General features: G+C 37.2%; 7 protein-coding genes and 3 pseudogenes. 5 read left to right on the top strand and 5 right to left on the bottom strand.

The annotated features are described in order from the left end of the window. The first annotated feature begins 3 nt into the window (after window positions 1-3). The 5 genes and pseudogenes from B3X18_RS12650 (at window position 4) to B3X18_RS12625 (ending at window position 6286) form a co-directional block, all read left to right on the top strand. A complete protein-coding gene (locus B3X18_RS12650; RefSeq protein WP_005015348.1) occupies window positions 4-1065 on the top strand; it encodes an NADH:ubiquinone reductase (Na(+)-transporting) subunit F in 1062 nt (353 codons plus the stop codon). Window positions 1066-1243: 178 nt separating this feature from the next. Continuing rightward, a complete protein-coding gene (catA, locus tag B3X18_RS12645; protein WP_005404257.1) occupies window positions 1244-2164 on the top strand; it encodes a catechol 1,2-dioxygenase in 921 nt (306 codons plus the stop codon). Window positions 2165-2233: 69 nt separating this feature from the next. Further along, on the top strand, window positions 2234-3952 hold the full coding sequence (locus B3X18_RS12640; protein ID WP_005015353.1) for an arylsulfatase: 1719 nt from the start codon (window positions 2234-2236) through the stop codon (window positions 3950-3952). A gap of 126 nt (window positions 3953-4078) precedes the next feature. After that, on the top strand, window positions 4079-5062 hold the full coding sequence (locus B3X18_RS12635) for an SUMF1/EgtB/PvdO family nonheme iron enzyme (protein ID WP_005015359.1): 984 nt from the start codon (window positions 4079-4081) through the stop codon (window positions 5060-5062). A 16-nt stretch (window positions 5063-5078) separates the two neighbouring features. Further along, a pseudogene (locus B3X18_RS12625) lies at window positions 5079-6286 on the top strand (OprD family outer membrane porin). A gap of 963 nt (window positions 6287-7249) precedes the next feature. Here B3X18_RS12625 and B3X18_RS12620 read toward each other — a convergent pair. From B3X18_RS12620 to B3X18_RS12600, 5 genes and pseudogenes are all read right to left on the bottom strand, one after another. Then, window positions 7250-7361: pseudogene (locus B3X18_RS12620) on the bottom strand (Fic family protein); the annotation flags it as partial. 51 nt (window positions 7362-7412) lie between these two features. Further along, window positions 7413-7685, bottom strand: a complete 273-nt coding sequence (locus tag B3X18_RS12615; protein WP_005015366.1) for a hypothetical protein — start codon at window positions 7683-7685, stop codon at window positions 7413-7415. Then, window positions 7682-7831, bottom strand: a pseudogene (locus B3X18_RS15265) (HNH endonuclease); the annotation flags it as partial. The gene B3X18_RS12615 and the pseudogene B3X18_RS15265, both read right to left, overlap by 4 nt. Window positions 7832-8512: 681 nt before the next feature. Continuing rightward, window positions 8513-10072 (bottom strand): sensor domain-containing diguanylate cyclase, encoded by a 1560-nt coding sequence (locus tag B3X18_RS12605; RefSeq protein WP_005015367.1) that lies wholly within the window; start codon window positions 10070-10072, stop codon window positions 8513-8515. Between the two features lie 100 nt (window positions 10073-10172). Continuing rightward, a complete protein-coding gene (locus tag B3X18_RS12600) occupies window positions 10173-12722 on the bottom strand; it encodes a bifunctional diguanylate cyclase/phosphodiesterase (RefSeq protein ID WP_005015369.1) in 2550 nt (849 codons plus the stop codon). Between the last annotated feature and the right edge of the window lie 90 nt (window positions 12723-12812).

Here is a 12812-nt window from a genome sequence, read left to right as displayed (position 1 = left end):
ATCATGAGTTATCAAGTCACGATTGAACCTGTCGGCATGACCATTGAGGTGGAAGAAGATCAAACCATTTTAGATGCCGCTTTACGTCAAGGGGTTTGGCTACCCTTTGCCTGTGGTCATGGTACCTGTGGCACCTGTAAAGTTCAGGTCACTGACGGTTTTTATGATGTCGGTGAAGCGTCTCCTTTTGCGTTGATGGATATAGAACGTGAAGAAAATAAAGTCCTTGCTTGCTGCTGTAAGCCAGAATCTGACATGGTGATTGAAGCCGATGTTGATGAAGACGAGGATTTCTTAGGTTATTTAGTCCAAGACTATCAAGCCAAAGTTTTAGAGATCAAACAGCTTTCACCCACCATTAAAGGCGTACGTTTGCAGATTGACCGTCCAATGGAATTTCAGGCTGGGCAATACATCAATCTTCAATTGCCAAATATTGAAGGGACACGTGCATTTTCAATTGCGAATCCGCCGAGTGAAGAAGGCATTATTGAATTGCATATTCGCCAAGTACTAGGCGGTACAGCCACCACGTATGTACACGAAACTTTGCAAGCGGGTGATGAACTCCAAGTTTCTGGGCCTTATGGACAGTTCTTTGTGCGTAAATCCGATGAAAAAGATGCCATCTTTATTGCCGGTGGTTCTGGTCTATCCAGTCCCCAATCCATGATTTTGGACCTTTTAGAACAAGGTGATACACGTACTATCTATCTTTTCCAAGGCGCGCGTGATGTTTCTGAACTCTATAACCGTGAAGTGTTTGAGACCTTAGTCAAAGACTATCCAAACTTCCGCTATATTCCTGCACTGAATGCGCCCAAAACAGAAGATCAATGGACAGGATTCACAGGTTTTGTACATGAAGCAGTCGCAGATTATTTTGAAAATAAATGCAGTGGCCATAAAGCCTATTTATGTGGTCCACCACCGATGATTGATGCTGCTATTTCAACGCTGATGCAAAGCCGTCTCTTTGAAAAAGATATTCATACTGAGCGTTTCTTAAGTGCAGCGGATGGTGCCTCTAATCAAGCACGTTCTGCTTTATTTAGACATATTTAAGCAGGGCTTAAAAACTGCATAAACATTACGCAGTTTTAAATAGCTAAATTTTTCAATCTGATGTTAAGTCAACAAATGCGAACTCATCTTTTATGAGTTCTTCACTTTTCGAATGATTTGTTACATGTCCGTTCCAGATCATTCGAATCTATTTCTCATCAATCAAAGGATGATCATGATGAACCGACAACAAATTGATACGCTTGTGAAAAAAATGAATGTTGATACAGCGACTAACCCTGTCGATACACGTATCCAGCAAATTGTTGTGCGTTTAGTAGGTGACCTTTTCCAAGCCATTGAAGACTTAGACATTTCTCAAACTGAATTGTGGAAAGGCTTAGAATACTTCACTGACGCAGGTCAAGCTAACGAACTTGGTCTTTTGGCTGCTGGCTTAGGTCTTGAGCATTATCTTGATCTTCGTGCTGACGAAGCTGATGCTAAAGCAGGTATTACTGGTGGAACACCCCGTACCATCGAAGGACCGCTTTATGTTGCAGGAGCGCCTGAATCAGTCGGCTTTACCCGCATGGATGATGGTTCTGAGTCAGACCAAGTCGATAGCTTAGTGATAGAAGGTCTCGTCACGGATACGAATGGCAATATTATTCCCAATGCGAAAGTTGAAATTTGGCATGCTAATGGTTTAGGCAATTATTCATTCTTTGATAAATCACAATCCGAGTTCAACCTGCGCCGTACCATTTTTACCGATGCAGATGGTAAATATACGGCTTTAACCACCATGCCCGTAGGCTATGGCTGTCCGCCTGCAGGCACCACGCAAGCTGTTCTCAACCTCTTGGGCCGTCATGGTAATCGCCCTTCTCACGTTCATTATTTTGTCTCGGCTCCAGGTTATCGCAAACTCACTACCCAATTTAACATTGAGGGTGATCAATACCTTTGGGATGACTTTGCGTTTGCAACACGTGATGGATTAGTTGCAACGGCAACCGATGTTGTTGATCCAGCAGAAATGTCAAAATTCAATATAGATAAACCCTTTAAACACATCATATTTAATTTTGAATTGGTCAAAGAACTCAATCAAGCACCACCGACAGAGATCGATCGTCGTCGCGCAAGCGTCTAATCAAGGTCCACCTCAGCATAATCAGCTAGATCACTGAATAATAACACTAACCACTATCAAGGATTCGTTATGGTTACTCAAAAGCTCGCTCTAGTAGCGTTATTTTTACCCACGCTACTCTGCAATTTATCCACTCGGGCTGCTCCTGCTAAACAGCCAAATGTCTTGGTCATTGTGGCTGATGACTTGGGATTTTCGGACATACAACCATTTGGTGGCGAAATTTCTACACCAAATCTAAAAAAATTAGCCAAAGAAGGTGCCGTACTCAGTAACTTTCATGCAGGTCCAACCTGCTCAGTCACACGCTCTATGTTATTGACAGGAAATGATAGCCATCAAGCTGGTCTGGGCAGCATGGCTGAGTTTTTACAGCCCGAACAGAAAGGCAAACCGGGGTATGAAGGCCGTTTAAATAATCGAGTGATAACCTTAGCTGAGATATTAAAGCCTCAAGGCTATGCTTCTTTTGTCACAGGTAAGTGGCATTTGGGTGCAACAGAAGAGAGCAACGCAAAAGCACGTGGTTTTGATCGCTCATTTACGCTCATGCCTGGTGGCGCTGCACATATGGATGCAAGCCAAATGTTCCCAGGAAATTATAAAGCTCGATATTTAGAAGATGGTAAAGATGTAACCTTGCCTAAAGACTTTTATTCGAGTGATTTCTTTACCAGTAAAATGCTTGCTTACTTAGAAAATGACCGTAAAAAAGATCAGCCATTCTTTGGATATTTGGCGTTCACCGCGCCACACTGGCCTTTGCAAGCTCCAGATCAATACTTAAAGAAATATGACGGATATTATAAAGAAGGTTATGAAAAAGTTCGTCAAGCCCGCTTAGAGCGTATGATCAAATTAGGCATTATGCCAAAGGGAACAAAAGTTAATAATCCGCTCATGGATGTCTTCCCTGCTTGGGATAAGTTAACCGAGGCGCAGAAAAAAGATCAAACCAAAACCATGCAAATCTATGCAGCCATGATTGACAACATGGATCACAATATCGGTCGTGTGGTTAACTATTTAAAACAGACTGGTGAACTAGATAATACGCTAATTTTATTTATGTCTGACAATGGTGCGGAGTCTGCTACACCAGAATCATTAGGCACAACTGAAGATAAAAATGGTATTCGTGAATGGGTCGATGCGACATTTGACAATAGTCCTCAGAACATGGGGAAAAAAGGGTCATATGTGACTTTAGGTCCACAATGGGCACAAGTTGCCTCTACGCCATTGCCTTATTTCAAAAGTATTTTGTCAAATGGCGGAATTCACGTGCCTGCAATTATTCGTTATCCAACTCAAATAAAGGCAGGTCAAATTAATTCCGAAACCATTCACGTCATCGACTTTGTTCCCACTATTTTAGAACTTACAGGTGCTACACGACCAGATACACGCAATGGACAACCTTTATTAAAAATGGAAGGACGTTCTTTTCTTCCCCTATTTAAAGGTAAAGCTTTACCAGAACGTACTTTAGGTTGGGAATTTAATACCCGTCGCGCCTTATACAAAGGTGATTGGGCTGTTCAATTTCAAGTCCCTCCTTATGGTACAGGAGAATGGGAACTCTACAATCGAAAATTAGATCCGTCTTATCGCATTAATTTAGCATCTAAAAATCCAAGTAAGACCCAAGAACTTGCTCAAGATTGGGCTGAGTATGCTCAACGTGTAGGGGTTGTGGAGGCTCCAGTTCGCTACAAATACGGTCAAATGAATTGTTTTTATGATCAATGTATTCAGCCAGTTTTTTTGAAAAATCTAGGCAAGTAATAATAGTTTAATTCTTAGAAGTATTAACATGTTAGGAAAAATTTTGCTTATTAAAAAGATAGTCTTTTAGATAAACCAAAGCAAATAATGTGGAAATACTTCTCTCAAGGAAGTAGGAATTAAAATATGAAGTTTATTCACGCTACTATCTTATTCGGTTTAATCGGTTTAAGTGCATGTGGTCTCCCCTCCACGCCAGAAATTAAGCAGCAAAAAACTGAACTGAACTTAGGGGATAGGAATAAATGTAAACAGTATTCAGGTTTACCACAAAACTGGCAAAAGAAACCTGAAGCGGGCATGGTCAAAATTCAGGGTGGAACCTTCAATATTGGGAACAATCAAAGCTACCGAGAAGAGAAAGCACTTTACAAAAGTGAAAGAACAGTTACAGATTTTTGGATAGATGCAACTGAAGTGACTAATGCTCAATTTCAAAGCTTTGTTGATGCCACTGCCTATGTAACTGAAGCAGAAAAACAGGGAGAAGCAGCAGTATTTACTGAACCCCAAAAACCAGTCAAGGAGTTAGCTTGGTGGTCATTGATGAAAGGAGCGAATTGGAAACAACCTTGGGGGCCGAATAGCCATCGTAAAATTGAGCCCAATCAACCTGTACGAATGATCACTTTAAAAGATGCAATGGCATATGCAGACTGGCTAGATCGAGATCTTGCGACAGAAGAACAATGGGAATATGCCGCAAAAGGCTTTAGCCATGAGCGAGATGTAAGCGCAGATTTAAAACATGTGGATGCCAATGTTTGGCAAGGGGAATTTCCTTACCACAATGAGAATAAAGATGGTTACCGAGATGTTGCACCTGTGGGATGTTTTGCAGCAAACGGCTTTGGTCTCTACGATATGATTGGCAATGTCTGGGAATACACCAAAAGTCCATTTACTGGAACGCATGATGATCACATGGGAATGAATCAACTTGAGCATCATCAAGATAATCCCGCTTTTAACTTTTATACCATCAAAGGTGGCTCTTTCCTGTGCGCATCAAATTACTGTATGCGTTACCGAGCCGCTGCTAGACACTCACAAGAAATCGATTTAGGCATTAGCCATGTCGGTTTTAGGACAATTAAAAATATTCAATAATTTAATGGATTAAAACATGAAGAGAAACATAATGGCTGTGCCATTGCTTATAGCAATGGCAGCAGTGGTGAACTGCGCCTATGCAAAAGAGATGAGCATTGATGTCACGTTAAAAAACTTATACGCAGATCGGGATTTTGATGACGCTACCAAACCCTCAGTCGGGAGTTGGAGTCAAGGCATTATCGCCCGTGCCAAGGGGGAGCATGAACTAACACAAGATTTTGCTTTAACGTTTACAGGTTCCGTTCAATACGCGCAACGTTTAAGTGATGATAAGCATCTCAATGATATGATTTTACCGTTTGATCCTGTTACAAAGGAGCAGGCTTCAAATTACAATAAAATTGCAGGTTCGATTGGAGCGAAGTATAAGCAGCATCAGTTAAGTTGGGGGAACAATGGGTAGACACGCCTCTCGCAACAACAGATTACAGTCGACAATTGATTACAATTTATCAAGGTTTATTATATTCAGGCCAGTTGAATGAGCAGGTAAAACTGGATGTGGGCTATTTAGATAAATACTCGCCACGAAATGAAGAAGAGTTTAGAAAACTTTCTGTCAATAAAAAAGAATCTGATGGCTTAACTTATATTGATTTAAAGCATAAAGCTTTTGATCGTAAATTACAGACTCAAATCTTTGTGAGTGAATTAGAAGATTTATATAATCAATATTCTATCGGTCTAGACTATAAAAATAGTATTGACCAATTTCGGTTGAATACTAAATTTAGGTATTATTATACAGAAGAAACAGGTGATGAACTACTTGGTTATATTGATAACCAGTACTTTGGCTTGATGCAAGAATTTGGTTATGGGCCAAATACTATTGGTTTAGGTCTCCAAAAAATTCAAGGGAAGAGTAATTTCCCGATGTTAGATGGTGCTGTTCCAGTTTTAAGTTATGTCAATTGGACTCAGGGAACTTTTAATAAAGCAAATGAACTTTCCTATCATTTCACTTTTAATCATGATGCCAGTTGGTTAGTTCCAGGTTTAAACCTATTGGCACGCTATGTTGATGGACAAAACTATGCAATTAATGGCCAAAAAGGATATGACGAAAGTGAGTTTGATTTTATTGCGAACTATAGAATTACTGAGGGTAAATTAAAAGGGTTAGGTTTTCAGTGGCTGAATTTGAATTATAAAAATGATATTCAAGGTGATTACACAGAGAATAGATTTTTTACGACATACTCTTTTAAATTTTAAGCTACGAAAAATTATTATTTCAAGTTCCAATATACTTTCTTTGAGAAATATATAAATCGGGCTTTTAGCCCGATTATTTCGTAAGAGAAAAATTTGCTATCGAATTAAAACTATTAAATTAAAAAACTATTTCTCAGTATCGCTCGATTATGACACCTCTTGCTTTGGGAGATTGTCGAGGATCTTTCACAATCAGAAAAGCACGAAGCAATAGTCTTATTCTGCGATTTAGAAATAGGAGATAAATAGCCGGTCATCGCAAGTCTGAATAAATAATATCGACAACGTTTAGAGAAATCTTTCATCGCACTATTCATCGAGGGACAAGTACATAGGGAATTCAATATCAAAGCTTCAGCCCTTGAAATGGCTCAAAGTTTTTTAGCTGGTTACTACGATTTACGCACCCTAAACAAAAACATTTCAAATAAAACTCTCCTAGAAGATGTAGTGAATAGCCTTTTAGTCAACTTATAACTACATCACCAGTAAAAAAGAAATAATAATTTTTAATTTTGTAATGATCGTTAAAGAAATAACAATACCGTCGTAGCGAAGAGTTTAAGATATGGGTTTATTGAGTTACTCCCCCATTAAGTTGAATGATTTTTTTGTAGATATTGTTTCAGCATTGCAAATGTTAATTCGCCAAAATGGCGTTCCACCAATTGAGGTGGCGTCAATTGAACTCAAAACCCAAAACATTAATTCTTAAGACATTTCATTGAATAAAAAAATTCATTGACCCAATTTTGACCCACATCAGATTTAGTGTATTGAATCACTTATAAATCTTGTTCACATCCCAATGCACGGATTTGAAATGGAGTACGGCATTATAGCAGAACTCTATATTTGAAAATAATTACAATTTTATATCATTTTAATTATTTTCTTATAGTACAAATAATCACCTTAACCCCATTATAACTCAATTTTTACTTTGTATTTTTGCTTAGGACTCTAAGGCTTATCAGAAAGAATGCGTTCAACCACACCTGCTTCTACTACCGGAGTTAAATAATTTTTTTTGGAAAGTTGCTCGGTGGGACAAATCTAAAAGAGCCATCAGCTCTAGCTTGGGCAAATGCCTTCTTTTTTTGCTGTTAAAGCCATATGCACTCCTTTAACATATTTGCGAAATGGAAAATTTTTTATACGTCAGTGGGGGAGTCCGAGGGCAAAAGGTTTTGAACTTTTGACCGCCCCCCTGCCTGCTGGTTTTTATGCACCATTTTGATGCATTTTCATTGGAATAATTATCCACAAAATCATCTAGTTCCATCACACGTTCTCGTAAAGCTTCTCGAGCATCGTTTAGCAAGCGTTGATCAAACTGTATACCTCGCACAAAGTTAGCCGCTGATTCAATTTGCTCTAGTAGTTCTTCATGACTCACTGCCAACTCTCCTTTAAGGTTTTATCTTTGTGGCACGGCGGACACAACGATTGCAGGTTAGATTCATCATCGGTAACACTCTAAGCAACATTAACAATATGCTCTAGTTCTAGTTGTGTGGTAATAAGGCGGGAATGCTGGCAAGTCTAGTATATGGCATCAAGTCTGCTCTGCAATCGTTGTAGCTTTGGCATGGTTACTGATTCATATACTCATGGCTGTTTGGCTCTTCCTGCTCTTCGAGTGTTAACAATAATTCGTTGTTCAGGTTCGTCTGCACTTGCAGGTGATTGTTCTGTTTTACCACCTTTGTTGGTAAGGTAAGTAATTACTTTTGTGATGGATTCTATCGACTGCTCATACATTGCCTTTAGTTTCTGTCGACGTTCTTCACATGATTTACATGACATGATTAATCACCATTTAAATTGGTTTCGATGTTGTGAATCTTACGGCGCTGGTCACGAATGAAATAAGCCCTCCATCAACCAAGTGTTGTGGCATATCCTTTAGATGAATCATTGATGCGCCGTTTATGTTTTGCTCATAATGCTCTTTGTGTCATTTTGCTTCAACTTGATCCATGGCGGATACCAAAAAAAACCTAAAACTGCCGAAACAATAATCTTTTCCATGCCCCCGTGTAATATGAAATACGACGCACTAAATTAAAATATAGGCGGATTATAGGCTTTTTTTTATCTTGTAAAAAATGCAGTATAAAATTCATCCAATTATTAGTAGACCTCATACCCAAGTTACTACTAAATCTGACCAACTTAGAGTAGATTTAACGGTGAAATACTTTCTCAATAAAATCATATAAATTATAATCTTACACAGTTTCGTCCACTGTTTTTAGCCTCATAAAGATTCTTATCAGCCAGAATAAATACTTCTGAAATATCTTCAGAAGCTTCAGGCCAAGAAGCGATACCTATAGAGACTGTAATCGATCCAACCTTTTCTATCGATTGCGCTTCCACTTCTCTTCTAAATCTTTCAGCACTTTCATAAACGTCTTGCTGGCTAACATCAGGTACAATAACAATAAATTCTTCACCACCATAGCGACAACAAACATCATCTTTCCGAAAGTTCTTTTGCATCATTTCTGCAATATTTTTCAGTACTAAATCACCTTCAGCATGTCCATATGTATCATTTACTCTCTTGAAGAAATCTATATCTATTAATAATATTGAAAAGGGGATTTTCAAAGCTATTTTCTGATCTATAGACAAATGCATCCCTCTACGATTCATCAAACCAGTAAGAGGATCCGTATTAATGAAATAATCCATCTCAGTCATTTTTTTTGAAAAGTGATGAACACTCAATAAAAGAGCACGTTTAAATTTAACGATTTCATAATACCATGGGTTAATATTTTTAATTTCCCTACTTGCTTCAGGCTGATATAAAGAGCTTGCCATATTTGCAAGCTTATGCAGAGGAGATGCTATAAAAAAAGAACACTTCCAAACAACATAAAAAATTAGTAAATAAAATATAAAGATTCCCGCTGATACTTTATAAATAATCGAATTCGCTTGTTTTAATAATTGCTTTGTGGGTTGCTGGGAGACAATTATCCAATTCGTCGTTTTTACATGTGAGAATCCAGCAAGATTATCAACACCTCTACTGTTGATAAGACGAATTTTCCCTGAATTTTGTTTTTTTATATAATCTAAACCAGTGTTATTTTTGATTATCTCACCGATTCTTTCATGATCAGGATGAAATATAATTTTATCATTTTTATCAATTACATACATGTAACTTTTTCGATATGTTTCATTCGTTGATAAAAGTTGATTAATTACATTTTTTTCTTTTAAATATATCGCAGATCCAACAAACCCTCTGTAGCGCTTTTTTTCATCGAATATCGGATATGAAATAAAAACAATCATATTCTTTTTAACAGAAAGATATGGCGATGATATATATGGTTTTTTTTCCTTTATTGAATTACTAATTCCTAACGTAGTTTGTACTTTATTTTTATCAATATTCAATATATTTGGTGAATAATTAATCAATCTACCCTCTGAATCACTGACAACCACGCTATTGTAGTAATCAGATTGCATTTTTAATCTCTGTACTTCTGTTTCTCGGATCTCATTATCATCAAATTTTTTCCCTAAAATCTTTGCGCTGTATCCAAGTTCGATCAGTATATTCTTAAAGTGATTATCTATAATTATTGCAATCTTGTTTGCGTGTTCGGAATTAAGTGCTAATGAATTATTTATAAGCTGATTTCTTACTATATAATAGCTAATTACTGAGCTAATAATAAAAAGACTTAATACCGAAAAAATCGCTAAAAAAAGTATTAATTTTCTTAAATTTAAATTAATTTTAAATATTTCCATTTTTAATTAATTAGCCACAATTTATTAGTTCTATTACACTTTTAACATAGAATTAAAGTTACAATTAGATTTTTATTACAATTTACAAAGATTAATTACGTTAACTTAAACTTTCCAACGGCAAAAATTTCGAATTCAAGTCACTTATTGGGGCAGGCCGTGCATAAAAATAGCCTTGAAATAAATCACAATCTTGTTGATAGAGCAGACTAGCTTGTTCTAGTGTTTCAACACCTTCCGCTACGACCTCTAAATTCAGCTGATGGGCTAGAAAAATTATCGACCGAACAATTGCAGCATCTTGAACACTAATTGTCAGATTCACAATAAAACTTCGATCCAGTTTGATTTGAGTAATCGGTAGTAGTCGTAGATAGCTAAGGCTCGAATAACCAGTGCCGAAGTCATCAATGACCACATGCACTCCTAAAGCACGAATTGATTTTAGAATTTCAATTGCCCTGTCCGCACCACTAATAATAACGCCTTCGGTAATTTCAATTTTAAGCAGCTCAGCTGGTAATTGACTTATTTTTAGCGCTTTTTGGAGTTCCTCAAGAAATCCAGCACGTCCAAACTGCAAAGGAGAAATATTAACTGAAACTGTGAGCTGACTATCATGCGCCTTATTCCATTTAGCGATATCTAAACATGCTGTTTCTAAAACCCACTGTCCAATATTTACAATTTGTCCTGTTCTTTCAGCTAAAGGAATAAAAAAATCTGGAAAAATATAACCCCGTTCGGGATGATACCAACGAATCAGCGCTTCTACTCCCTGAACCACGCCTGTTAATGGTTTGATTAACGGTTGATAGAATAGTGTAAACTGCTTCTTTTTTACTGCTTCCATAAGTTCTAAACGCAGATGAGCATAATCTAAATTGGGTGAAATTTTATTGCTTTCTTCATAACAATGCCAAGTATTACGGCCTTGTCTCTTTGCTTCTCTCATAGCCAAAGTAGACCGATATAAAAGCTCTGAAGCACATTGTATAAAACTGTTATTTATGACGATACCTATACTTGCGCTTAGATGGAGTGTATGGTCATCGACTTGAAACGGCTCTGAAATCAAATCAAGAATGTTTGCAGCTCTTGTGGTTATTTTTTTATGATCATGTTGGCCTTTGATCAATAATACAAATTCATCTTCGGCATACCTACTCAAAACCTCATCAGGTTTTAAAAAATCTTTTAGTCGGCTCGCTATATTTTTAATAACTTTATTACCAACGTAGTAACCTAAACTATCATTCATCGAACTAAAGTCATCAAGATCAATATAAAGTAAAGTTAGAAGCTTTTGTTTTTCGAAAGTTTGCTCTAGGACTTTTTCAAAATTTATTTGATTCAGTAAGCCTGTTAATTGATCGTGAGTATTTTGATATTCAATATATTCTTCATGGATACGTTGCTGAGTAATGTCTTCCTGAATTCCAAGAAAATGAGTACATTTGCCATCTTGATCCAAAATTGGCCCCAACATTAATCTATTCCAGAACCAGCTCCCATCCCTACAATAATTTTTTAACGTTATCTGAACATCTTTCTGCTCCTTTACCGCTTGCTTAAACAAAGCAAGCTGCTCTAGATTAGTATCTCGGCCCTGTAAAAAATTATAATTACGACCTATGACTTCCTCTTCTGTATAACCAACTTGTTTAAGAAAAGCAGGATTAACAAAGCTGATCACCATGTTTTCAGAGGCATCCGTGATAAACATCCCACTCGGACTTGCATCAACTCCACGCTTTAAAAGACGTAAGCTCTCCTTATTTTTCCGATTTACACTAATGTCACGTGCTATCGTAAATACACCTGTAACCTTTTGATTTTGAATTATTGGTAAATTGATAATATCAAGCCATATAATTTTCTCTATCACATTGTAAACGGGAATTTCATAATGTTGAGATTTCCCCAGTAGAGCAGATTTAAATGCAGCATCAACTAATTCATGATATTCATCTGGTATTAATGTCCAATAGTGTTTCCCCTGTATTTGCTCTTGTGAAAAACCCGTAATTTCACGACAAGCAATATTGGTATTAAGAACGTATCCTTGCAGATCAAGTTCAAGAATTACATCTGGATGATAATTGTAAAAAGAACTATATTTTTCATTTATGGCTATTTTTTGTTGGCGTTCATCATCAAGCTCAATCGCTAATGCAACTAAAGAGGCGGCCTGTTCTAAAAGACGAATATTATGTTTCGTCGGTTTTTTGGGAGTTCGGTAATAAGTCCCAAAAGTTCCATATAAAATATTTCTTGCATTAATAATAGGCATAGACCAGCAACTTGAAAGCTGCTCTGCCTTTACTAATGCACGATAAGCTGCCCAATTCGGATCTTCCATCAGATCCTGACTAATGACCAACTTACGTAAAAATGCAGCTGTTCCACAAGCACCGCGCTGAGGACCAATTTTTAAATTATTGACGGCTTTACAGTATTGATTTGAGAAATGTTGTTTACCACTGATAAGCTTTAAAGTTTGGTCATGTTCAGAATAAAGCATGATCGTAACTAAGGCATCTGGAATATGGGATTCAAGCCACCCAGAAATTGCATTTAGAATGGGTTCTAATTCAGCGTGCTGCCCTATAAGACTAAAAATATGATACGTATCATAACTCTCTCTCATTTGCTCCTACCCTCGCTTAACCTCTATTCAATCCTTGGTCTATTCTTGGCTTCATTATTATAAAAGTTTGTATATTTTCCATTTATGACT

The organism is Acinetobacter sp. UBA6571, assembly GCF_002434085.1.
Classification (GTDB): Bacteria; Pseudomonadota; Gammaproteobacteria; order Pseudomonadales; family Moraxellaceae; genus Acinetobacter; species Acinetobacter radioresistens.
The sequence above is the reverse complement of the archived record's forward strand: the minus strand, read 5'-3'. Positions and strand labels throughout refer to the sequence as shown.

Coding starts and splice junctions, on each gene's coding strand:
- B3X18_RS12650 (WP_005015348.1), top strand. CDS start 4: ATGAGTTATCAAGTCACGATTGAACCTGTCGGCATGACCATTGAGGTG.
- catA (WP_005404257.1), top strand. CDS start 1,244: ATGAACCGACAACAAATTGATACGCTTGTGAAAAAAATGAATGTTGAT.
- B3X18_RS12640 (WP_005015353.1), top strand. CDS start 2,234: ATGGTTACTCAAAAGCTCGCTCTAGTAGCGTTATTTTTACCCACGCTA.
- B3X18_RS12635 (WP_005015359.1), top strand. CDS start 4,079: ATGAAGTTTATTCACGCTACTATCTTATTCGGTTTAATCGGTTTAAGT.
- B3X18_RS12605 (WP_005015367.1), bottom strand. CDS start 10,072: ATGGAAATATTTAAAATTAATTTAAATTTAAGAAAATTAATACTTTTT.
- B3X18_RS12600 (WP_005015369.1), bottom strand. CDS start 12,722: ATGAGAGAGAGTTATGATACGTATCATATTTTTAGTCTTATAGGGCAG.